The organism is Streptomyces sp. NPDC018964, from assembly GCF_044390325.1.
Classification (GTDB): Bacteria; Actinomycetota; Actinomycetes; order Streptomycetales; family Streptomycetaceae; genus Streptomyces.
The window spans coordinates 121,401-142,847 of sequence record NZ_JBIRYZ010000010.1 but is presented as its reverse complement, the minus strand read 5'-3'; the positions used below and the strand labels follow the sequence as shown (position 1 = coordinate 142,847).

The 21,447-nt window shown below is 73.1% G+C and carries 18 protein-coding genes and 1 pseudogene; 9 read left to right on the top strand and 10 right to left on the bottom strand.

The window, feature by feature from the left end; all coding sequences use genetic code 11:
* Positions 1-191 precede the first annotated feature (191 nt).
* The 4 genes from ACH5AO_RS19010 to ACH5AO_RS18995 all read right to left on the bottom strand — a co-directional run bounded on the left by ACH5AO_RS19010 (position 192) and on the right by ACH5AO_RS18995 (position 4,992).
* Positions 192-1,841: a PucR family transcriptional regulator gene (locus ACH5AO_RS19010; protein ID WP_398926013.1), complete on the bottom strand. Its 1,650-nt coding sequence runs from the start codon at positions 1,839-1,841 to the stop codon at positions 192-194.
* Between the two features lie 126 nt (positions 1,842-1,967).
* Entirely contained in the window at positions 1,968-2,675 is a 708-nt protein-coding gene (locus ACH5AO_RS19005) for a hypothetical protein (protein ID WP_398926011.1), read from the bottom strand.
* Positions 2,672-4,297 carry an ATP-binding protein gene (locus tag ACH5AO_RS19000; protein ID WP_398926008.1) on the bottom strand — a complete coding sequence of 542 codons (1,626 nt, stop codon included), beginning with the start codon at positions 4,295-4,297 and terminating at the stop codon, positions 2,672-2,674. Before ACH5AO_RS19000 ends, ACH5AO_RS19005 begins: the two co-directional genes overlap by 4 nt.
* The gene (locus ACH5AO_RS18995; protein WP_398926006.1) at positions 4,294-4,992 is read right to left on the bottom strand and encodes a response regulator; all 699 of its coding nucleotides are present in this window, start codon (positions 4,990-4,992) and stop codon (positions 4,294-4,296) included. The genes ACH5AO_RS19000 and ACH5AO_RS18995 overlap by 4 nt, the downstream gene beginning before the upstream one ends.
* Before the next feature lie 163 nt (positions 4,993-5,155).
* Here ACH5AO_RS18995 and ACH5AO_RS18990 point away from each other — a divergent pair, with 163 nt between their 5' ends.
* Positions 5,156-6,073, top strand: a complete 918-nt coding sequence (locus ACH5AO_RS18990) for a DUF3152 domain-containing protein (RefSeq protein WP_398926004.1) — start codon at positions 5,156-5,158, stop codon at positions 6,071-6,073.
* 108 nt (positions 6,074-6,181) lie between these two features.
* Here the strand turns inward: ACH5AO_RS18990 and ACH5AO_RS18985 are convergent, their stop codons facing one another.
* Positions 6,182-6,355, bottom strand: coding sequence for a CsbD family protein (locus tag ACH5AO_RS18985; protein ID WP_398926002.1), 174 nt, complete (start codon positions 6,353-6,355; stop codon positions 6,182-6,184).
* Between the two features lie 137 nt (positions 6,356-6,492).
* Between ACH5AO_RS18985 and ACH5AO_RS18980 the strand changes: the two genes are divergently transcribed.
* Entirely contained in the window at positions 6,493-6,663 is a 171-nt protein-coding gene (locus tag ACH5AO_RS18980; protein ID WP_398926333.1) for a hydrophobic protein, read from the top strand.
* 86 nt (positions 6,664-6,749) lie between these two features.
* On the opposite strand, the pseudogene ACH5AO_RS18975 reads toward ACH5AO_RS18980, so the two are convergent.
* A pseudogene (locus tag ACH5AO_RS18975) lies at positions 6,750-7,439 on the bottom strand (AMP-binding protein); the annotation flags it as partial.
* 226 nt (positions 7,440-7,665) lie between these two features.
* Here ACH5AO_RS18975 and ACH5AO_RS18970 point away from each other — a divergent pair.
* From ACH5AO_RS18970 to ACH5AO_RS18945, 6 genes are all read left to right on the top strand, one after another.
* Positions 7,666-8,667 (top strand): TerC family protein, encoded by a 1,002-nt coding sequence (locus tag ACH5AO_RS18970; protein WP_398926000.1) that lies wholly within the window; start codon positions 7,666-7,668, stop codon positions 8,665-8,667.
* A gap of 100 nt (positions 8,668-8,767) precedes the next feature.
* Entirely contained in the window at positions 8,768-9,034 is a 267-nt protein-coding gene (locus ACH5AO_RS18965) for a DUF3152 domain-containing protein (RefSeq protein ID WP_398926331.1), read from the top strand.
* A gap of 89 nt (positions 9,035-9,123) precedes the next feature.
* Positions 9,124-10,086 carry a hypothetical protein gene (locus ACH5AO_RS18960; RefSeq protein ID WP_398925998.1) on the top strand — a complete coding sequence of 321 codons (963 nt, stop codon included), beginning with the start codon at positions 9,124-9,126 and terminating at the stop codon, positions 10,084-10,086.
* Positions 10,083-11,615, top strand: a complete 1,533-nt coding sequence (locus ACH5AO_RS18955) for a peptidoglycan-binding protein (RefSeq protein WP_398925996.1) — start codon at positions 10,083-10,085, stop codon at positions 11,613-11,615. Before ACH5AO_RS18960 ends, ACH5AO_RS18955 begins: the two co-directional genes overlap by 4 nt.
* 11 nt (positions 11,616-11,626) lie before the next feature.
* Positions 11,627-12,334: an ABC transporter ATP-binding protein gene (locus ACH5AO_RS18950; protein ID WP_398925994.1), complete on the top strand. Its 708-nt coding sequence runs from the start codon at positions 11,627-11,629 to the stop codon at positions 12,332-12,334.
* A 131-nt stretch (positions 12,335-12,465) separates the two neighbouring features.
* Positions 12,466-13,659 (top strand): ABC transporter permease, encoded by a 1,194-nt coding sequence (locus ACH5AO_RS18945; RefSeq protein WP_398925992.1) that lies wholly within the window; start codon positions 12,466-12,468, stop codon positions 13,657-13,659.
* A 124-nt stretch (positions 13,660-13,783) separates the two neighbouring features.
* On the opposite strand, the gene ACH5AO_RS18940 is transcribed toward ACH5AO_RS18945, so the two are convergent.
* From ACH5AO_RS18940 to ACH5AO_RS18930, 3 genes are read right to left on the bottom strand one after another with little or no spacing between them, the layout of a single operon-like run.
* Entirely contained in the window at positions 13,784-14,293 is a 510-nt protein-coding gene (locus ACH5AO_RS18940; RefSeq protein ID WP_398925990.1) for an inclusion body family protein, read from the bottom strand.
* 59 nt (positions 14,294-14,352) lie between these two features.
* Positions 14,353-16,215: a thiamine pyrophosphate-binding protein gene (locus ACH5AO_RS18935; protein WP_398925988.1), complete on the bottom strand. Its 1,863-nt coding sequence runs from the start codon at positions 16,213-16,215 to the stop codon at positions 14,353-14,355.
* Positions 16,212-18,251 carry a flavin monoamine oxidase family protein gene (locus ACH5AO_RS18930; protein WP_398925986.1) on the bottom strand — a complete coding sequence of 680 codons (2,040 nt, stop codon included), beginning with the start codon at positions 18,249-18,251 and terminating at the stop codon, positions 16,212-16,214. The genes ACH5AO_RS18935 and ACH5AO_RS18930 overlap by 4 nt, the downstream gene beginning before the upstream one ends.
* Before the next feature lie 929 nt (positions 18,252-19,180).
* On the opposite strand from ACH5AO_RS18930, the gene ACH5AO_RS18925 reads away from it, so the two are divergent.
* The gene (locus ACH5AO_RS18925) at positions 19,181-19,954 is read left to right on the top strand and encodes a polysaccharide deacetylase family protein (RefSeq protein WP_398925984.1); all 774 of its coding nucleotides are present in this window, start codon (positions 19,181-19,183) and stop codon (positions 19,952-19,954) included.
* A 51-nt stretch (positions 19,955-20,005) separates the two neighbouring features.
* Here ACH5AO_RS18925 and ACH5AO_RS18920 read toward each other — a convergent pair whose 3' ends face one another.
* Entirely contained in the window at positions 20,006-21,385 is a 1,380-nt protein-coding gene (locus ACH5AO_RS18920) for a UDP-glucose dehydrogenase family protein (protein ID WP_398925982.1), read from the bottom strand.
* Between the last annotated feature and the right edge of the window lie 62 nt (positions 21,386-21,447).

The window sequence follows — 21,447 nt, the reverse complement described above, 5'->3', positions numbered from 1 at the left end:
GTCTCACCGCCCCACGACTGCCGTGGGGCGGACCTCCAGGGTTCCGCCGCGGCGGTGCGGATGTCTTCGTCACAAGCCCCGGTGTTCCGCCGCCCGGTTCTCACCGTGGGGCGAAACCACGGACGTGGCGCGGCCGCCGTCGTGCCCCGGTACGAAGGAACCGCCCCTTCCTCGTGGCGGCGCCCGGAAGCTCACGCCTCCCGGCCCCCGCGCTCCAGGAGGCGCAGTTGCAGCTGGGCGAGGAGCCGGGCGTCCGGACTGCGCAGGTCGAGCCCGGACACCTCGGTGATCCGGTTGATCCGGTGCCGCAGGCTGTTCGCGTGCACCCCCAGCGCCCTGGCGGTGTCCGGTACGTGGCCGAAGTGGTCCAGGTACACCCGCAGGGTCCGCACCAGGGTGTCCCCGCCGTGCCCGGCGTCGAACGCCACCAGGCGTGCCACCGGTGTCCCCGGCGCCGGGTCCGGTCCCGTCAGCGTGTCCAGCATCTGGTGCAGGGCGATCGACTCGGCCACCTCGTCCGCGGAGGCGACGGTGCGGTGCTCCCCCGCCGAGAGCAGGGCCCTCAGCGCCAGGTCCGCCGACCGGCGGGACTCGGGCAGGGCCGCCAGGGCGTCGGCCACCGTGCCCAGGCCGATCCTCGTCTCCGGCCCGAACACGTCGGCCACCTGCCGCACCAGTGACTTCCCCAGCCGCCTGACCTGTTCGACGGCCCGCCGCCCGTCCTGGTGCAGCCCGCCCACCAGGACCAGGGCCCCCTGCTCGACCGGCACCACCACCGACGTGAGGTCGTTCGCGCCGCAGCACACGGACAGCAGGGCGCACAGCCTCCCGGTCTCCTCCCCCTTGCGGGAGGCTCCGGGACGTACCGCCAGGACCGCGCAGTTCCCGTGCGCCGGTATCCCGGTGCGTTCGGTCAGCACCTCTGCGGATCCCCGTCCGTCGAGCAGCGCGCGGGCCGTGTCCTCGACCAGCCGGGCGTGCGTGCGGTGCGACCGGTGGTGCAGCAGGTGCACGGCGGCCGCCCGCGCCGCCGACCGCAGGGTGTCGGCGGCGTGCGGCGGGAGGTCACCGCCCGCGGCCGCCACCCAGATCGATCCCAGGATCTCCCCGCCCGCCCGGACCGCCACCACCAGACGCTCGGGGTTGTCCCCGTGCGCCGGCCGGTGGATGACGTCCCCCGACCCCCACAGCGCCTGGAAGAACCCGGCCTCCCGCATGGCGGCCACGCGCCACTCCGGCACCCGGCGGCCGAGGATCGTCAGCCGGCGCAACTCGTCGACGTCCTCCTTCGTGGACGAGTACGCCAGGACCCGGGACTCCACGTCCTCGATCGTGACCGCGCCGCCCACCAGGACCGCCACCGCGTCGGCCAGCCCGTTCAGGTCGCCCGGCAGCACGGCCGCCACCGCCGGGTCGGCGGGGACCCCGGACAGGACCAGACCGGCCCGCAGCGCGCCCACCAGCTCGGTCCAGCCGCACCACGCCGTCCGGAAGAGCACCGCCGTACCGGCGTCCTCGACGGCCGCCCGCAGCGTCTCCGGGGGCCGCCCCGTCCTTCCCGGCCCGAAGACCACCGCGGCCGCGCCCCGTCCGGCGGCCTCGCGCACGACGTCGACGGCGGCGGCCGAGTGCGGGTCGACGCCCACGGCCAGCACCACCTGCCCCCGGGCCGGTCCCGCGTCCAGCGGGTCCAGCACGGTCACGCCCTCGACCACGACCTCCAGGCCGCGGGGAGCCAGGTACGGCTCCAGCGCACCGGCCCCCATGACCGACAGCAGGCCTTCCAGCGTCGGTCCCGCCGCGGTGCCGTCCCCCTGCCCGTCCCTCTCGTTCAGCGCCATCCGGTCCCCCCATCTCGGTGCGTCACGTGACGGTGAGTGTAGAAGGCGTTACGGGAACGAGTAAGGCATATGCCCGAAAGTCGACCCGCCGCACGGGTGGCGTGGGAGACTCCGTCCGCCGGGTGGTCAGCCGGAGGGCTCCTGCGGGGCCGGCTCTTCCGGTCGCTCCGGCGGGGAGGACACGACGGGGCACGCGTGGTCCGACTGCGTCATCGTCCATCCGTCCCCGAGCACCTGGAGGCTGCCGGGCTCGGCGGAACGGCGCGCGGTGTCACCGTCGGCTTCCGCATTGGCTTCGGCTCTCGCTTCGGCTTCCGCCTCGGCTTCGGCTTTCGCCTCGGCTTCTGCTTTCGCCTCGGCTTCCGGATCGGTGCGGGAGACGGCGGTGGGGACCGACGGGTACGCGTGGCCCACCGTGCACGCCAGCTGGAGCACGGCCCGACGGCTCAGCGGTGCCGTCTCACCGGGGAGCCGTACGGAGAGGGTGCCGTCGCCGGCGATCACCACCCGTGGCGCGTCCGTCAGGCGGGGCAGCTCCGTGGTGGCCGACGCGGCCCCGTTCGCGGCCGGCCCCTCGAACAGCAGGCGTACGACGGCCTCGACGTCCCCGGCGTCGTCGGTCCGGCGGGGATAGGGCGTCAGGTCCCCGTCGCGCAGGAAGAAGAGGGAGACGGTGGCGGGCGTCGAGGGCGGTGCCGCGCCGGGGGAGAACATGCCGCTCGCCGGCGCACCGGCCTCGATGACACCGGACGGGGGCACTCCGCACGCCGTGAGCGCGACCGCGGCCACGGCCGTGAGCCCGGACAGCAGCGCCGCCGTCCACGAGCCCCTCACCGGGTGCTCCCGCCGTCGCCGGTGGCGGGGTCGGCATCCGTGTCGTCGTCGTGGTGGTGGTGCAGCGGGAGTTCGACCGTGAACGCCGCGCCGCCCCCGGGCAGGTTCGCCGCCCGGATGCGCCCTCCGTGCAGGCGCACGTTCTCCGCCGTGATGGCCAGGCCCAGCCCGCTGCTCTCGCTCCTGGCCCGTGAGGTGCTCGCCTTGTAGAACCGCTCGAAGACGTGCGGCATGGCCTCCTCGGCGATCCCCGGCCCGTTGTCCGTCACCTCCATGACCGCCCACGCCCTGCCCTCCTCGTCCTCGCGCACCTCCATGGTCAGGCGTACGGGCGGCGCTCCGTGCCGCAGCGCGTTGCCGATCAGGTTGGCCGTCACCACGTCGAGCCTGCGCGGATCGACGTGTGCGCGGAGCACCCCCGGTCCGGGCAGCCGGGTCTCCACCTGCTCCTGCCACCACCGGGAGGCGATGGTGCGCCGTACGGACTCGGCCAGGTCGATCTCGTCCCGGTTGAGTTCGGCCGCCCCCGCGTCGAAGCGGGAGATCTCCATCAGGTCGTTCACCAGTCCGCTCAGCCGGTTCGTTCCCTCGCTGATGAGCCGCAGCGCCTCACCGGTCTCCCCCTCCCCCTCCAGGTCCAGTACGTCGGTGACCGCCGACATCGCCGCCAGCGGTGTGCGCAGCTCGTGGGAGACGTCCGCCACGAAGCGGCGCCCCTGCGCCTCCAGGCGGCGCAACTCCTTCACGGTCCGCTCCAGTTCGGCCGCCGTCTCGTTGAAGGACTGGGAGAGGTCGGCCAGTTCGTCGGAGCCGGTGACGTCCAGCCGGACGTCGAGGTGTCCCGCGGCCATCCGGCGCGTCGCCCGGCGCAGCGCCCGTACGGGACGCAGTACGCCGCTCGCGGCGAGCAGCGCCAGGACGACGGCGAGGCACAGGGCCACCAGGGTGGCCCGCTCGATGCCGCGGACCATGGCCTCGACGTACCCCTCCTCGGCGGTCTGCGGGACCTCCAGGTACATCACGAACCCGGAGAGCCGGGGCTCCGTGCCCTCGCCCGAGGTGTACGTGACGGGCATGCCGACGACGAGACGGGGACGCCCGTCGACGTTCACCCGCTGGAACACCGCGGCGCGCCTGTCCCGGACGGACCGGAGCAGTTCGGGGCTCAGTTCGACGAAACCGGCGCTCGGCGCGTAGGCGCGGTGGCCGTCGTACGTGGCCATGACCTTCCAGCCCGACGAACGGTTCGCGTACAGCACCTGGTCCGCCGCGGACTGGAGGTCCGCCTGGTCCGGGGCGAAGGGGACGTAGGGCGCGACGGCGTCGACGCTCGTGCGGAACCGGTTGATGACGGTGTCCTGGCTCTGCTGGAGCACCCCCGTGCGCGCCTCCCGGAAGGCGAGGGCCCCGGTGCCCAGGGAGCTGGCCATGGCCACCAGGACGAAGGACGTCAGCAGGCGGGGGCGCAGACCGCGCAGGGGGAGCGGGACGCGCGCCAGGGCCGCCCGGAGGAACCGCCGGGGGCCGTCGGCCGTGGGGGACTCGGGTACGGTCCTCCGCGCCCCGGCGGTCTTCCGTGTTCGTGCGGTCCTCCGTGTCCGCGCGGACGTCCGGTCGCTCATGAGGTGCCGGACGAGGTGCCGAAGCGGTAGCCGAATCCGCGTACGGTCTGCACGTAGCGGGGGTTCCTGCCCTCGCCGAGCTTGTTGCGCAGTCGCTTCACGCAGGCGTCCACGAGCCGTATGTCACCGTGGTAGCTGTGTTCCCAGACCGCTTCCAGCAGCTGCTGGCGGCTGAACACCTGGCCGGGCGAGGCCGACAGGGTGAGCAGCAGGCGCAGTTCGGAGGGGGCGAGGGGGACGGGTTCGCCGCGGTGCGTCACCACGAGCCCGGCGCGGTCGACGACCAGCTCGCCGTGCGTCTCCGCCCGGGGGCGGGTGCCGTCCGGCAGCGACGCGTCCTGCCGGCGCAGTACGGCCCGTATCCGCGCGTCGAGGACCCGGGCCTGCACGGGCTTCACCACGTAGTCGTCCGCACCGGTCTCCAGTCCCACGACCACGTCGACGTCGTCTCCCCGGGCCGTCACCATGATGATCGGCACCTGGTCGCGGTCCCTGATCCGGCGGCACACGTCCAGGCCGGAGATGCCGGGCAGCATGAGATCGAGCACGACGACGTCCGGCCGGAAGGGCCGGAGCCGTTCCAGCCCCTCCTCGCCCGTCTCCACGGCGAGGACCTCATGTCCCTGGTGCCGCAGACCCAGTTGGACGGCCCTGCGGACATCCAGGTCGTCCTCGACGATCAGAACCCGTGGCATTTCGGCAGTGTAAGCAGACCGCACGAGACGACCGTCCCGCGGAAGGTCCCCCTCCGGCCGCCGTTACACAACGATCACACGGGTCGGGGAACGCGGACGCCGTTACCTTTCCGTGACGGTGCCGGCTCATGGGGATCATCTGGGATCACCAGATTGACCTGCCATGCATGCGGCACGACAGCGGCGGTCCTCACCTCCCACCGACAGCACCGCGGCCGGTCACCGCGCCGGCCGCCGGCGCCGGTCCACCCATCGCCGGGGGCGGCCGCGCCGCCGGGGCCGGGGCCGGGGCCGGGGCCTGCTGATCGGCCTGCTGGTCACCGTCGGCCTGCTGGGTTCGGCGGCGTACCTCCTGGACGGCGGGCGGAGCGACGCGTCGAGCGGTGCGCCGCACCGGCGGAGCACGCACGTCTCCCCCACTCCCACTCCCACTCCCACACCGTCCTCCTCCCCTTCCTCCTCCCCCTCCGTCTCTCCCTCCCCCTCCGCGAGCCGGACCGGGATCGACGTCCCCCCGACGGGCAGCGGGACGTTTGTCACCGCGCGGGCCGGTGGGGAGACGGTGGGCAGCGGTTCCCGCCCGGTGCGCTACGTCGTGGAGGTCGAGACCGGCCTCGACGTCTCGCCGTCCCAGGCGGCGGACGAGATCGCCGACATACTCGCCGCCCCGCGGGGCTGGACCCACGACCCGGACCACGCGTTCCAGCTGGTGGGCGCGGGATCACCGCACGACATCAAGATAAGGATCGCGACACCGGGGACGGCGGACGCCCTGTGCTGGGCTGGCATCCAGCAGGACACCGGCGGCGAGTACAACTGCGAGGTGCCGGGAGGGGTGGTGGTGAACCTCAAGCGCTGGGTCAAGGGCTCCCCCACCTTCGACGGGCCGATCCACGACTACCGGGCGCTGATCATCAACCACGAGATGGGGCACTTCCTCGGCCACGGGCACGTGACCTGCGGGGGCGCCGGACGGCTGGCTCCCGTGATGATGCAGCAGATCAAGGGCCTGCACGGCTGCGTCGCCAACGCCTGGCCCTACGACGAGAACGGTGACTTCGTCACCGGGCCACCCGTATGACCGGCGCCGGTCCCCGAGCCGGCCGGCACGGCGGACGCGCGGACGCGCGGAAAGCGGGCCGTGCCGGAATGAACCGGCCCGGCCCGCTCCCCCTGCGCCGGGGTGGCCTCAGTGCTTGAAGGCGTCCTTGGCCTTCTCCTTGGCTTCGCGGGCGTCGCCCTTGCTCTTCCTGGCCTGCCCCTCGGCGGCCATGCGGTCGTTCCCGACGGCGCTCCCCACGGCTTCCTCGGCCTTGCCCCGGGCCTGCTCGGTCTTCGCCTTGGCCTTCTCACCGGCACTCATGGAACACGCCTCCTCGTAGCGTTCTCGCCGCTGTCTCGGCGAAGCCCGTGTGCCCCCGCCCTTCCTTCACAAACAAGGCGCGACCGGTGAACGACCGCGCCGCCACAGGAGAAACGGTGGCCAGAAGGCCGACAACCATGGTCCCCCTGTTGCCGGTTCCGCTTCTCGCCCTGATCCTCCTCGGTGCGGGATTCGCCGTGAGGGTCCTCCGGTACACCGCCATCGCCGTTCCGGTGCTCCGGCTGCTCGGCTTCGTCATGCGCTCCACCTCGGCCTGCGGTGGACGCGGCCGCCGGTACCGATGGTGACGCGTACCGATGTCACGCCTCACCCCGCGGGGTGAGGCCCAGCACGGGACGCGCGGCAGCTCGGCGAGGCTGTCCTCGGTGCAGTCGAAGTAGGCGGCGAACGTCGTGGTCTCCGTCGGCCCGTACCCGTTGACCAGCCGGCCCGGCGGAGCGGTCGCCAGCACTTTGCGCACGGCCGCCATCTCCAGTCGCTCGCCCCCGACCACGAGGTTGCGCAGCGTGCCGAAGGCGTCCGGGCGTTCCCTGGCCACGGTGTGGAACAGCGAGGTGGTCAGGAACATGGTGTCGATCCGCTCACCGCGGATCAGCGCCGTCCAGTCGTCCAGGGGCAGATCGGTGACCGTGGGGAAGACGACCACCGTGCCGCCGGCGGTGAGGGTGTTCCACAGTTCGAAGGTGGTGGCGTCGAAGGCCGGATTGGCCGCGGCGGCCACCTGGTCGCCGGGCTCGACGGTGCAGAACCTGGACCGCAGGACCAGCCGCAGCACCGCGCGGTGCGGGACCACGACGCCCTTGGGGCGCCCCGTCGAGCCGGAGGTGAAGGACACGTACGCGGGGTCGTCCCCTTCGCTCCCCGGATCGGGCACCGGGTGTCCCGGATCCTCGTGGGGCACGGGGAGCGGCTCCACCTCCGGCGGCAGCCAGGACGCGAGGTCCGCCCAGCGGCCGGCCGGCCCGGCGAGCGCGTCCTGGCGCGGCGAGTGGACGGCCCAGCGGGTGCCCGACTCGGCGACACCCAGTGCCCCGGCGGCGAGCAGCCGTACGAACCACGACATCGCGTCCGTCCTCCCCCAGGGGCCTTGCCCACCGGGCGGCACGGACACGGTGACCGTGGTGCTCGGCCGTCGGGCGCCCGGCCCGACGAGGAGGTGCAGGCAGGGCGGGGCCGGCCGCCCTGGCCGGGCCGGAGCCCGGCCGGGGTACGCCGAGGAGACACCCGCCGCCGCATGCACCAGACTCGAAGGGAGACCGCCGGTCGACCACGCCTGAAGGGCCGGGCCCGTGCACGACGTTCCGCTGTGGCTGTGGATGGTCTTCGCCGTCACCGTACTGGCGTCCCTGGCGGTCGATCTGCTCGCGCACCGGCAGGCCCACGTCATCGGGTTCCGGGAGGCCGCCGCCTGGAGCGGGGTCTGGGTGGGACTGGCGGTCACCTTCGGCGCCCTGGTCTTCCTGGTGGTCGGGACGACCGCCGGAGTGGAGTACACCACCGCGTGGCTGCTGGAGAAGAGCCTCTCGGTCGACAACCTCTTCGTCTTCGCGCTGATCTTCGGCTACTTCCGCGTCCCGCGCGCCTACCAGCACCACGTCCTGTTCCTCGGCGTCCTCGGCGCCCTGGTCTTCCGGGGCGTCTTCCTCGCCGCAGGCGTCGCCGTGGTCAGCCGCTTCACCGCCGTCCTGTTCGCCTTCGCCGCCGTCCTCTTCTACAGCACCTACAAGATCCTCAAAGAGGAGGAGGACACCTTCGACCCCGGCAGGAGCATCGCCGTACGCCTGCTCCGCAAGGTCGTCCCCGTACGGGACGACTACGCCGGTGCCCGCTTCTTCGTCAAGGAGGCCGGCCGACGCGTCGCCACCCCGCTGCTCGCCGTCGTCGTCGCGATCGAGGCCGCCGACCTCGTCTTCGCCGTCGACAGCGTGCCCGCCGTCCTGGCCGTCAGCAGTGACACCTTCGTCGTCTACACCAGCAACGCCTTCGCCATCCTGGGCCTGCGCGCCCTCTACTTCCTGCTCGCCGGCCTGCTGGACCGGTTCCGGTACCTGAGCAAGGGCCTGGCGCTCATCCTCGCCTTCATCGGCGTCAAGCTCGTCCTCCAGGCGTCCCACGAGATCATCAGCCCCGCCGTGCCCGAGATCCCCTCCCCGCTCAGCCTCGCCGTCATCGCCGTCGTCCTGAGCGTCTCCGTCGCGCTCAGCCTGCTGCGTCCCCCGCCCGCCGGTCACGAGGACGCGCCGTCGGCGGCCGACACCGGCCCGCCCGGGGACCGCACCGGGGACCGGTGACCGCCGGGGCGGGACGGCTTCCGCTCGGCGTCGGCCACCGCCCCGGCGTCGCCCCGGCGTCCGGGGGCGTAAGGACCGCGACGCCGGGACGGCGGACGCCCTGTGCCGGGCGGGCATCCAGCAGGACACCGGCGGCGAGGACAACCGCGAGGTCCCCGGCGGGGTGGTGGTGAACCTCGAGCGCCGGGTCAAGGGCTCACCCGCCTTCGACGGGCCGATCCACGACCACCGGGCACTGATCATCGACCACGAGAGGGGGCACTTCCCCGGCCACGGGCACGTGACCTGCGGGGGCGCCGGTCCCCGAGCCGACCGGCACGGCGGACGGCCGTTACAACCCGGTCATGTACCGGCCCCGGCGCCATGAACTGCCGGCGCCACTGTGAACTCCGCGTCCTCCTGCGTCCGCAGGCGGAACTCCCCCCTCTCTCCCCCCTCCCGATCGGATGAAAGCAGATGACTCGATCCCGCACTGTCCGGAGACTGGCCGCCCCGACGGCGGTCGGTCTGCTGCCGCTGCTGGCGGCCTGTGGCACCGGTACCGGCACTGACGCCGGCACCGGCTCGGCGTCCCACGCGTCGGACGGTGAGAAGACCACGGCCGGATCGTCGGGACAGCTCGACATCCCCGCCGACGCGAACGCCGACCTCAAGAAGCGGTACCTCCTGGAGAACGCGATCGCGGCCTGCATGAGGAAGCAGGGGTTCACCTACACCCCCGTGGCCCCCGAGGATCCCACCGCCTCCTGGGCCACCGACGGGGCGGACTACGCGCTGACGAAGAAGTACCGGCAGAAGTACGGTTTCGGCGTCTACGCGGGCATCGTCCACCCCGGTGACGCCGCGGCGTCGGGCGGCTCGGCCGCCGAGGAGGGTTCGGCGCCCAACGCGGACTACGTGGCCACGCTCACTCCCGCGCAGAAGACCGCGTACGACAAGGCGTTGGGCGCTCCCCCCGACCCGAAGTCCGGCGGGAAGAACTGGACCGGCTGTCAGGGCGAGGCCGACAAGGAGGTCTACGGCTCCGCGTCGGCCCAGGAGCGGAGCACCTCCACCGAGAACCGGAACCAGGCCAACGCACAGGTCCTCAACGGTGATCCGAAGCTGGTCGCGCTGGCGCAGTCGTACGCCTCGTGCCTGAAGAAGGAGGGCATCCCCGTCACGACCACGCAGCCGACCGGCATCGGGGAGATGGTCAAGCTCCAGGCGCTCGGCTCCGCCTCGGCCGGCGCCGGTGTCGTCCCCGGCGTCGACGAGGACGGGAACACCCAGGAGTCCCTGAGCAAGGAGGAGGCCCTCCCGCTGCTCACCAAGGACATCGAGCTGGCGATGCGGGACCTGGAGTGCGGCAAGGAGTTCCGGGCCGCCTACTTCCCGAAGTTCCTGAAGGCCCCGACCAGCGGTGGCGGTGCCGGGTGAGGTGGCGCCCCGAGCCGGCCGGCGACCGTCCCGGACGGCTCCGCAGGCTGACCGGCACCCGTTCCGGACAGCTGACGATCGTCGTCGCCGCGGTGGCGCTGGTCGGGGCGGGCGGCTGGTTCGCCGGATCGCGGATGCAGTCGCCCGCGGACGCCGCCGCCTCGCACCGGCCGCCCCAGGCCGGTCCCGTCACCGTCGCGGTCGAGCGGCGCTCGCTCACCGCGAGCGTGGTGGCCCAGGGCTCGGTGGAGTTCGCCTCGCCGCGGGGCGTGACCCTGGCCGGGCCCGTCGGCTCCCCGGACTCCGGGTCCGGCGGCGCGGGGGACGGCGAGGGCGTCGCCCAGCGGGTCACCAGGGCGCCGGTGGCCGGGGCGGAGGTGAAGGAGGGCGATGTGCTGATGCAGGTGAGCGGGCGGCCGGTGCTGGTGCTGCGGGGCACCGTGCCGATGTACCGGACGCTGGGGCCCGGCGCCTCGGGGGACGACGTCGAGCAGCTCCAGCGGGCGCTGGCCCGGCTGGGCTTCGGCCCCGGTGCGGCGGACGGGACGTACGGGCAGTCGGACGCCGCGGCGGTGAGCCGCTGGTACGAGAGCAAGGGCTACCGCGCCATGGAGCCCACCGTCGCCGACAAGCAGCGGCTGGGGACGCTCGAAGCGGCGGTGACCACCGCGCAGCAGGCCCTCCTCGCGGCGCAGGATCCGGGCGGCGGGTCGGGGGGAACCGGTGGCTCCGGGGAGCCCGGCGGCGGGTCCGGGGAATCCGGCAGCGGCTCCGGACAGTCCGGCGGCGGCTCCGGAGGCGGGTCGGGCGCCGGGGACGGGTCGGGCACCGGCGGGGACGCCGCCGAGCTGGAACTCAAGTCGGCGCGGCAGCAGCTGGACGCGGCCAACGCCGCGCTCTCCGCCTTCCGGGCCGGTTACGGGACCAAGGTCCCCGCCGGTGAGATGGTCTTCCTGCCGGAACTGCCGGCCCGGCTCGACAAGGTGTCCGTGAAGACGGGGGACACCCCCTCCGGACCGGTCGCCACGGTGACCAGCTCCAAGGTCGTGGTGCGGGCCGTGGTCCCGGCCGACGACGCCGAGTTGCTCCACAAGGGCATGCGGGCCCGGGTGGAGACCACCGACGGCACGAAGGTGGACGGTGAAGTGGTGGCACTCGGCGACGACGTGCCGAAGGACGATCCGGCCGACGCCGACGGGGAACAGGGGACCTCGGACGGCGGGAGCGGCGGCGCCTCGGCTCCCGTACCGGTGCAGATCTCCGTGCCGGCGGGGACGCTCGCCGAGAACGCCGCCGAATCCGCGAAGGTCACCATCGAGGTGGGCTCGTCGGAGGGCGAGGTGCTGACGGTGCCCCTCGCCGCGCTGCACACGTCCGCCGGCGGGAAGGCCCGGGTGGAGGTCGTGCGCGGCGGCGAAACGGTGGACGTCGCCGTCGAGACCGGGCTCTCCGCGGACGGCCGGGTGGAGGTCACCCCGGCGTCCGGTGCCGCCCTGGCCCCCGGCGACCAGGTGGTGGTCGGACGATGAGCGGCCCACCGATGACAAGTGCGCCGCTCGCGGACACGGTCATCCAACTGACCGACGTGGGCCGGACCTTCGACTCCGTACCACCGGTGCACGCCCTGCGCGAGGTGAACCTGACGGTTCGGTGCGGCGAGCACCTGTCGGTCGTCGGCCCGTCCGGTTCCGGCAAGTCGACGCTGCTCAACACCCTGGGGCTGCTGGACCGCCCCACCTCGGGCACCTACCGGCTCGACGGGGTGGAGACCAACGCACTCGGCGACCTGGAGCGCACCGCGTTGCGCGGCAGCCGGATCGGGTTCGTCTTCCAGTCCTTCCACCTGCTGCCGTACCGGACCGTGGAGGAGAACGTCATGCTGGCCGAGGCCTACCGCAGGCCGCGCCCGGGGCGCGGCCGGGCCGACCGCCGTACCAGGGCCGGGCAGGCACTGCGACGGGTGGGCCTGGCGCACCGGGCCGGCTTCCGGCCGGACCGGCTCTCCGGCGGTGAGAGGCAGCGGGTGGCGATCGCCCGGGCGCTGATGAGCGACCCCGCCCTGCTGCTCTGCGACGAACCCACCGGCAACCTCGACAGCGAGAACACCGAGTCGGTGCTGGACCTCTTCGGCCGGCTCGGCGAGCAGGGCATGACCCTGGTGGTGATCACGCACGAGGAGGCGGTCAGCGGGCGGGCCCACAGGCGGGTGAGGATCAGCGACGGACGGCTCACCGAGGAGCACCGATGAGGTCCCGGACACGCGTCCCGCGCACCGCGGCTCCCGCGAGCACGGCACGGGCCTGGAGAGGAGCGCGGACCTGGGGAAGAGCACGGACCGCGGGCACCGCGCGGGCCGGGAGGAGCGTCGAGCGTCCCTGGATGGACTTCAGGGACCTGTGGTCCGAAGCGCTGGCGGGGGTGCTCGCCCGCCCGATGCGCTCCGCCCTGACCACGCTGGGCACCGTCCTGGGCATCACCACCCTGGTCATCACCATCGGGGTCTCGTCCACGGCCGGCAACCAGATCGTGGGCCGGTTCGACGCCCTGACCGCCACCTCGGTCACGGTGCGGGTGCCCTCCGTGGCCCCGGCCGGCTCCGGTCCGCTCGTGGACTGGTCGGGGGTCGACGCGGTGCGCCGGCTGGCCGGGGTCGAGTCGGTGGCGGCGATCGCCGACTCCCGGGAGACCGCGGGCGTCGAGGTGCGCGCCCACCACGTGACCGCTCCCGGCGAGACCGGCGGGCAGACCATGGCCGTCGTCGCCGCGTCCCCCGCGCTGCCGGCCGCGGTCCGGGGCGGGATGACCGCCGGCCGCTTCCTCGACGACGGGGACATCGCCCGGCACGACCGGGTGGCGGTACTCGGCGACCAGGCGGCGCGGCTCCTCGGCATCGACTCGGTCGAGGACTCCCCCGCGGTCTTCCTGAAGGGCCAGGCGTACACGGTGATCGGGATACTCGGCGGAGTGGAGCGGGAGCAGCAGCTCGCCACCGCGGTGATCCTGCCGCCCACGACGGCCGCGGACCGGATGGGGCTGGGGACCGTGACCCGGGTACTGGTCAACACCGCGCTCGGCGCGGCCGGCCAGGTCGCCCGCCAGGCGCCGATCGCGCTGGCCCCCGGAGCCGAGGCCTCCCTGACCGTGACGGCACCGGCCGATCCGGCCAAGGCCCGCAAGGGGGTGCAGGGGGACGTCAACGGCCTGTTCCTGGTCCTCGGACTGGTCTCGCTGGTGGTCGGAGCCATCGGCATCGCCAACGTGACGCTGGTGACGGTCATCGAGCGGATCGGGGAGATAGGACTGCGCCGCGCGCTCGGGGCCTCACGGCGTCAGGTCGCCGGCCAGTTCCTGGTGGAGTCGACGACGATCGGGCTCCTCGGCGGTGTCGTGGGCGCCGCCCTGGGCATGGTCGTCGTGGTGACCGTCTCCGCCGTCAAGGAGTGGACACCGGTCCTGGACGTCCGCCTCGCCCTCGGGGCCCCGGTCGCCGGAGCCCTGGTGGGACTCCTCGCCGGCCTCTACCCGTCACTGCGGGCCTCCCGCATGGAACCGGTCGACGCCCTGCGCTCGTGACCGCGCCCCGCGGGGAGGCCGGGCGGGCCGGGCAACGGCCCGCCCGGTGACCGGTGACCGCCGGGGCGGGACGGCTTCCGCTCGACGTCGGCCACCGCCCCGGCGTCCGGGGGACGTCAGGTCCTCAAGGGCGCTCGATGGTGATGAAGGGGTCCCACTGGAAGTACCCCCGCAGGTTGCGGTGGCGGTCGAGGATCTGGAAGTAGAAGTGGTAGACGACCTTGCCGGTCCGCTTGACCGTCGTCCGCCAGTAGTGGTCCTCGTACTCCTGGGTCGTGAACGCCGGCGTGCCCTCGCTCCCCTCCTGCGGCATCGGGTAGACGCCGTCGACGACCTCGATCTCCGGGGTCCTGATGAGCACGTGGTCGTTGTCGCTGCTCACGTACCGGTACAGGAGTGCCTTGTAGTCGCTGCCGAGCGACAGCGTCGTCTCCCGCCACTTGACGCTGTCCCCGGGCTCGGCCCGGAGGTTCAGCTCGGCGCCCGACGTGCCGATGATGTGGTCCTGGCGCGTCGTCATGTAGATCAGGCTCTGGTCGACGTAGGTCGGTGCGTCGGGGTTCCGCGACGCACCGGGGTTGCGTTCGACGATCGTGGCCGCGTCGAACGCGATCAGCACGTTGAGTTCAGCCATGTCCTGTCCCTTTCGGATACGGGTCGTGTCCTCTGCTCCCTGGCGGGCCGGGCGGCCCGTCAGGCGGTCGTGCCGGGCTTCGGCACCTTGTACGCCATCGCCCGCGGGTAGTCGTGGCGGTGCAGGCGGACGCGGACCAGCAGCGGTCCGGCGTTGACCGGGTCGGCGGGGTCGGTGAGGCGGGTCAGCAGGGCGTCCAGTTCGGAGGTGTCCGCGACCTGGACCCCGTGCGCCGGGGTGTCCTCGCCGGCGAAGACGGCGGCGAGGCGGTCGTGGTGCCACGGGTGGAGGACGTTGTAGAAGTCCGGCTCCGGGTGGTCGCCTCCGGCGTAGTAGGACGGGTGGACCAGCATCTGCTCGATGCCGTAGAAGTGCCCGTTGTCCATGACGAACACCACCGACCGCAGCCCGAGCCGGGTGTGGGTGGAGATCTCCTGGCAGGTCTCCTGGAAGGCGCCGTCGCCGACGAACACCATCGGACGGGCGGGCGCGCGCTCGGGGGCGAGCGCGGCGCCGGTGGCCGCGCCGACCGACCAGCCGATGGACAGCCAGCTGACCTGGGACAGGAACCCGCCCGCGGGCAGTGACAGGTTCATCGAGCCGATGAGGGAGAACGCGGCGTCGGAGACGACCGTCCAGTCCTCCCGGGTCTCCTCGCCCAGGAAGTGGTTGATCCGGTCGAACACGCCGTCGTAGGTGAGGCGTTCGGGTGGACGGGACGGCGAGCCGGGGACGCTGAGCGCGGCCCGGTGGTGCTCCAGGGTGGCGGGGTGGTGCCCGGGCGTTCCGTGGCGGGCGCGGGCGTGGGCATCCGCGTGGGCGTGGGCCTCGGCGTAGTAGTCGGCGGTCAGTCCGCCGGAGCCGTAGGCCTTGACCAGCGCGTCCTGGAGGGCGGGCAGCAGGTGGGCGAGCCGGACGTCGGGGAAGTAGGAGGTGCCGACGCTGACGCCGCCGTGCGCGGCCATCACCCAGTCGGTGCCGACGCACTGCTCGCCGCCGAGGTTCTTCGACGTGGACCAGGCGCCGAGCCCGATCCGGCAGGTGGCCCACTCCTTGAAGACCCGGTGCACGTCCGGGTGGCTGGCGTGGCCGTTGTAGACGCCGTGGAACTGCGGCTGGTCCTCGTCGAGGACGGCCTTGGCGCCGACGGTGGTGCAGTACGGCACCCCGGTGGCCTCCACCAGGTCGGTGAGCTGCCCGCCGAGGCGGAACCGGTCGGTCTCCTCGCCGGCCCACACGATCGGGCGGGGCCTGCCGTCCGGCCCTGGGTGCTCCTCGATCAGGGTGAGGATCGCGTGGACGGCGTCGTCCAGCATCGTGCGGCCGTGAGTGCCGAGCGGCCGTTCGCGGGGGACGATCGGCGCCTCGGGCGCGGCGCAGGGCTCGTCCCACAGGTTCTCCATGACCTCCAGGTAGACCGGCCGGCGTTCGGTCAGGCAGGCGGTGAGCGCCGCGTCGATCTGGCCGGGGGCGAGGCCCGGGTGGGAGAGGGCCCGCGCGTCCACGGTGACCTGCCGGTAGACGTCCAGGTTGCTCTCCGTGCGCGGGCTCATGTGGGAGGTGAGCAGGCCGAGGGCGCGCTGGTTCTGCCACTGCTCGTGGGGCGGGGAGGCGTTGACGGCGACGAGCGGGACCTGCTCGACGTAGGCGCCGCCGCAGGCGCCCAGCAGGTTGAACGCGCCGACGCTGTAGGTGACGGCGGCGGCGCCGATGCCGTGGATGCGGGCGTAGGCGTCGGCGGCCTGTCCGGCGCCGCCCTCGGTGGGGGTGCCGACCCACTCGATGTCGCCCTCGGCGCGCAGGGCGGTCAGGAACGGACCGAGGTGGTTGCCGGGGACGCCGAAGAGGTGGGTGACGCCCAGTTCGGCCAGGCGCAGGGCGAGGTAGCGGGCGACGGTGCACCCGGGGTCGACCGAGGTCATGAGGCGTGCTCCTCCCGGTCCGGGCCCGGGACGGTGACCGGCGCGGCCCGGTGGACGGCGACGGCGGCGCGGACGGCGCTCTCCAGGGCGCCCTCGATCCAGGCGTGCTTGAGGGAGGTGTGCTCCCCGGCGAAGTGCACGGGGCCCTCGGGCCGGGAGACGTCCAGGTGGAAGCTGGTCATCTGGTGGGCGGTGTAGATGGCGGCCTCGCCGAAGGCGTACGGGTCGCGGGCCCAGGACTGGGTGGCGCCCCGGCCGGTGAAGAACACCTCGATGCGACGGCCGTGCAGGGCCTGGAGGTTGCGCAGGGCGTAGACGTAGCGCTCGGTGTCGGGCATGGAGTCCCAGCGGGCGGCGTCGTCGGACCAGCAGTACGAGGCGAGGACGACACCGCCGTTGCTGCCCTCGACCCGGTGCGACGGGTAGTACATGAACCGGTTGGGGTTGTCGGCGGCGGAGCCCCCGCCGAAGCAGTGGGTGGCGGGGCGGACGGCGGGGCCGCGCAGCGGCAGGCCGCTGTCGATCCGCCGCATCTCCTCGGTGACGCCGTTGTCCTTGACCGCGGCGCCGAGCAGGCCGGCGGCCGGATCGGGGAGGGTGACGCGGGGCGCGGTGTCCGCGTCGGCGCCGTGCCGGTAGTACGCGTACAGGCCCGGCGCGATGTCCTCCAGTTCGTCGCGCCAGTCGTCCTCGGTGAACTCCCACCACCGGTGGCTGAACTCCAGCAGCACCTTGGTGGCCTGGTCGTAGTGCGTCTCGATGATCGCGCGGCGCTTCTTGTACGACATCGAGGGGACGATCTCCACGAAGCGCAGCGCGGAGAACGGGACGGTGACGATCGCCAGGTCCGCGGTCCACAGCCGCGGCGGTGCCTGGGGGTCGTCCTCGGCGACGGTCTGCACGGCCACGCCCCAGCCGTCGGGGCCGACGGCGCCGGTGCCCTCGGGGTCGGCGTCGCGGCCGGGGTCGTGGTATTCGAGGCGGATCATGCGGTGGCCGAGCCGCACCTCGTCGAGCAGGCCCTGGTGGAGGGCGTCCGGCAGGCGCCAACTGCCGCCCGGGATCTCCCAGTAGCGGACGCCCGGGTTGATGTCGCTGCGGCTGAGGAAGCTGTGGAAGAAGGAGAGGTGCAGCCGGGAGGACATGTTCTCCAGCGTTCCGACGGCCTCGACCGCCTCGTCGCTGAGTCCGGCGTGGTCGCGCAGGAAGCCGCCCATCGAGTAGCCGTCGAAGTCGCGGATGACGCGGGCCCAGCCCTCTATCCACTCGTCGAAGGGTTTGTTGACGCGTTTTCCGTCGACGACGTCGGAGTAATAGTCGCGGACGCTCTCCAGCGCGTCGTCGACCATTTTCACGACGGGGGCGCGGACCTCGTCGTCGGTGAGGTGGAATTCCTCGTTGATCCGTTCGGGGGCGGTGGCGTAGTCGGACCGCCGCACCTGGACGCGGTTGGCGCGGATCCAGGAGTTGCCGAGCTTGTCGGGTTCGCGGAAGTCGGGGCTGTCGTCGCCGTGGGTCCAGGTCCGGCCGGTGAAGGAGGTGTACGTGACCGGGGGGACGGGGACGTCGGGGCCGCTGCCGGTGGAGGGGTCCACGTCCACGTTGTAGAACTGGCGGCGGCCGAGACCGAGTGTGTCGACGAGGGCGAGGACGAGCGGGTGGAAGTCGGGCAGCCGCATGGCGCCCGCCTCGGCGTACTGGGCGGGGTCGGTGAAGGGCTGGTCGTGCCCGGTGGTGCGGAAGGTCTTGACGCGTCCGCCGACGCGGCCGGTGTTGGCCTCGAGGACGGTGACGTCGTGGCCGGCGCCCTTGAGCAGGCGGGCGGCGACCAGGCCGGTGACGCCGGCGCCGACGATCAGGATCCGCTTGCGCGGGTGACGGGTGGGGCCGAGGTCGCCCGTGTCGATCAGGGTGTGGAGGTAGTCGAGCTTGAGGTCCTCGCCGTCCGGGCCGACGAGGAGGAGTTCGCGGGCAAGTCGGAGACAGGTCTGCCAGCGCGCACGGGTGGCGGAGTTTTCCCGTGGAATGTCGGTCATAGCTTGCGATCGTAGAGATGGAGAAACGGTTTCCCGATTTCCCCGGAAGACAAAGTCCAAAAAGCACCGGTCGCACCGTCTGACGTGAATTCGACTTGCTCGAACATTTCTTTCCGGGCGGCAGATCCGGCCGGGACGGATGGGGAAAGGGAAACGGAGCCGAATCGATAATTCACTGAGGGGGTACGGAAATCCCGGTGTCTCGATGGTGGTGTCCCGGTCGGCCGGCCGGGACGAGGAGGGCACCGGAACGGCGCTTTTTCCGCCGAGCCGCCCGCCTCCCCCACACAGCCGCGCGACCACCGCACGACCGGCACCGCCACCCACCCGTACCAGGTGAACCGCTGGACCCCCGCGACACGGGATGGCGCCCCGCCGGGTGGTGCGGCGGATCAGGACGCCGGAATCCGCGGGCCGGGGACGGTGGCTCCGTCGGACCGGGTGCTCGACTCGCCTCAGCGGGGCACCTCGTGGACCGCGGCCTCTCCGAGATCGTCAGGGGCCTCGTACCGGAATGCGTAACGCTCGATCCCTTGCACCACGACGCGGGACACCGCCCGGCACGGAGCCACGGCCCGCCGGGCACCGTCGCGCCCGCCGGCGGTCCTGCGCCGACCCCCCGCCCGGTCGCCCACCGAAACCCGCCGACACCCCTGCACCGGTCCGCCCAACCACCCGGCCTCGTCGCCCACCACCGCACGCCCGGCGTCCTCGCCGACGGCACCGGGGCCGTGGCCGCGCACGCGTGGCGGATCCGGACCGGCCCGGTCCGGGCGCCTCCCGGGCCCACCGGCCGTCGAGTTGTCCGCGAACTCCTGCGGCTTTGTCCGTGATCGGTAACGGACGCATCCCCTGGACACCGTCGCCCGTCTTGTCAGGCGGCCGGGGTGACCGGGGAACGACGGCGACTACGTGAGGGCGGGGCGGACATGGCACGGCACGGTGGCGGGCGCGGCTGGTACGGCAAGCTGGTCGGGGCGGCGCTCGGGGTGACGGTGCTGGCCGTCGGCGCCTCGGTGTGGACCGCGCAGGCCGGCGTGGTGGGCGCCCCGTCGCCGAAGGCGAGCGCGTCCGCCAAGCCGGGCGGTGACGTCAAGCCGGTCGACGTGAGCATCGTGCACGCCTCGGACCAGGGGGCGCGCGGCGTCAACATCACCATCGACGACGGTCCCGACCCGGCGTGGACCCCCCAAGTGCTCGACCTGCTGGAGGAGTACGGGGTGAAGGCCACCTTCTGCGTGACGGGGATCCAGGCGCAGGCCCACCCCGACCTCGTGAAGGAAATCGTCGCGGCCGGGCACCGGCTGTGCAACCACACGGTGTCGCACGACGTCACGATGGACAAGAAGCCCGAGACCTACCAGAAGAAGGAGATCCTCGACGCCGAACGCATGATCATCGAGGCGTCGGGGGGCGTACGGTCGATGTACTACCGGGCGCCCGGCGGAGCCTTCACCCCCTACAGCCGTGAGCTGGCCGCCTCCCGGGGCATGCGCCCGCTGGGCTGGAACGTGGACACCAAGGACTTCGAGCAGCCGGGCGCCGACGCCATCGTCGCCACCGTCCAGCGGGAGATCTCCAACGGGCCGACGGTCCTCTTCCACGACGCGGGAGGCGACCGCGCCCAGACCGTCGAAGCCCTGGGCCGCGTCCTGCCCTGGCTCGAGGAGCAGGGCTACTCCTTCGGCTTCCCGGTGCGCTGAGCCCGGGGCCGGCCGCCCGGGCGACCGGTCCCGTCCTCCCGCACCGCCTCGTCACGGGCGGCCGAGGGCCCGGTACTCCCAGCCGGCGGCACGCCACCGGGCGGGGTCGAGGGCGTGGCGCCCGTCGACGATGCGGCGGTGGTTCACCACGGCGCCCATGGCCTCCGGGGCGATCTGGCGGAACTCGTTCCACTCGGTGAGCAGCACGACGACGTCGGCGTCGGCGGCGGCCGAGATCGCGTCGGTGCCGTAGTCGAGCTGCGGATGGCTGCGCCGGGCGTTCTCGGTGGCGGCCGGGTCGACGACGGTGACGCGGGCGCCGAGCCGGTGCAGGGTGCTCGCCACGTCGAGGGCCGGGGCGTCGCGGATGTCGTCGGAGTTGGGCTTGAAGGCGGCGCCGAGGGCGGTCACCCGGACCCCAGTAAGGTCGCCGCCGGCGAGTTCGCGGACGAGGTCGACGGTACGGGCGCGGCGGCGCTTGTTGATGTCGTCCACCTCGCGCAGGAAGCCGACGGCCTGACCGACCCCCAGCTCCTCGGCGCGGTGCGCGAAGGCCCGGATGTCCTTGGGCAGGCAGCCGCCGCCGAAGCCGAGACCGGGCTTGAGGAAGCGGCCGCCGATCCGGTCGTCGTACGCCAGGGCCTCGGCGAGGCCGGTGACGTCACCGCCGGTGGCCTCGCAGACCTCGGCCATGGCGTTGATGTACGAGATCTTCGTGGCCAGGAAGGAGTTGGCGGCGACCTTGACCAGTTCGGCCGTGGTCAGGTCGGTGACGACCACCGGGGTGCCCCGGTCGATGACCGGGGCGAAGGCGGCGCGCAGCCGCTCCTCGGCCCAGGCGGAGGCGGTGCCGAAGACCAGCCGGTCCGGGCGCAGGGTGTCGTCCACGGCGTAACCCTCGCGCAGGAACTCCGGGTTCCAGGCGAGTTCCACCTCCTCGCCCGCCGGGGCCAGGCGCCGCACCAGCTCGGTCAGCCGGGCCGCGGTGCCCACCGGCACGGTGGACTTGCCGACCACCAGGGCGCGCCGGCGCAGGTGCCGGGCGAGCTCGGTGACCGCCGCGTCGACGTAGCTCAGGTCGGCGGCGTCGGAGCCCTGCTGCTGGGGGGTGCCCACGCAGATGAAGTGGACGTCGCCGAACTCCGCGGCCTCCTCGAAGGAGGTGGTGAACCGCAGGCGTCCCGAGTCCATCGTCTTGGCCAGCAGTTCGGGCAGGCCGGGCTCGAAGAAGGGGACCTCGCCCGCGCCGAGCCGCTCGATCTTGACCGGGTCCACGTCCACGCCCAGGACGTCGAATCCGAGGGCGGCCATGCAGATGGCGTGGGTGGCCCCGAGGTAGCCGGTGCCGATGACGGTGAGCCGGGGAGCGGCCCCGGTGGCGGCGTCGGCGCTCGGACCGGCGGTGTCCTCCGGAAGGGTGGTGGCGTCCATGATCATCTCCAGGCGTGTCCGAGTGGGGACGGGGGTTTTCGGTGCTCCCGGCTGTTTCCGGG

Coding starts and splice junctions, on each gene's coding strand:
- ACH5AO_RS18930 (WP_398925986.1), bottom strand. CDS start 18,251: ATGACCGACATTCCACGGGAAAACTCCGCCACCCGTGCGCGCTGGCAG.
- ACH5AO_RS18920 (WP_398925982.1), bottom strand. CDS start 21,385: ATGGACGCCACCACCCTTCCGGAGGACACCGCCGGTCCGAGCGCCGAC.
- ACH5AO_RS18980 (WP_398926333.1), top strand. CDS start 6,493: ATGGTCCCCCTGTTGCCGGTTCCGCTTCTCGCCCTGATCCTCCTCGGT.
- ACH5AO_RS18990 (WP_398926004.1), top strand. CDS start 5,156: ATGCATGCGGCACGACAGCGGCGGTCCTCACCTCCCACCGACAGCACC.
- ACH5AO_RS19000 (WP_398926008.1), bottom strand. CDS start 4,297: ATGAGCGACCGGACGTCCGCGCGGACACGGAGGACCGCACGAACACGG.
- ACH5AO_RS19010 (WP_398926013.1), bottom strand. CDS start 1,841: ATGGCGCTGAACGAGAGGGACGGGCAGGGGGACGGCACCGCGGCGGGA.
- ACH5AO_RS18950 (WP_398925994.1), top strand. CDS start 11,627: ATGACAAGTGCGCCGCTCGCGGACACGGTCATCCAACTGACCGACGTG.
- ACH5AO_RS18960 (WP_398925998.1), top strand. CDS start 9,124: ATGACTCGATCCCGCACTGTCCGGAGACTGGCCGCCCCGACGGCGGTC.
- ACH5AO_RS18995 (WP_398926006.1), bottom strand. CDS start 4,992: ATGCCACGGGTTCTGATCGTCGAGGACGACCTGGATGTCCGCAGGGCC.
- ACH5AO_RS18940 (WP_398925990.1), bottom strand. CDS start 14,293: ATGGCTGAACTCAACGTGCTGATCGCGTTCGACGCGGCCACGATCGTC.
- ACH5AO_RS18935 (WP_398925988.1), bottom strand. CDS start 16,215: ATGACCTCGGTCGACCCCGGGTGCACCGTCGCCCGCTACCTCGCCCTG.
- ACH5AO_RS18925 (WP_398925984.1), top strand. CDS start 19,181: ATGGCACGGCACGGTGGCGGGCGCGGCTGGTACGGCAAGCTGGTCGGG.
- ACH5AO_RS18945 (WP_398925992.1), top strand. CDS start 12,466: ATGGACTTCAGGGACCTGTGGTCCGAAGCGCTGGCGGGGGTGCTCGCC.
- ACH5AO_RS18985 (WP_398926002.1), bottom strand. CDS start 6,355: ATGAGTGCCGGTGAGAAGGCCAAGGCGAAGACCGAGCAGGCCCGGGGC.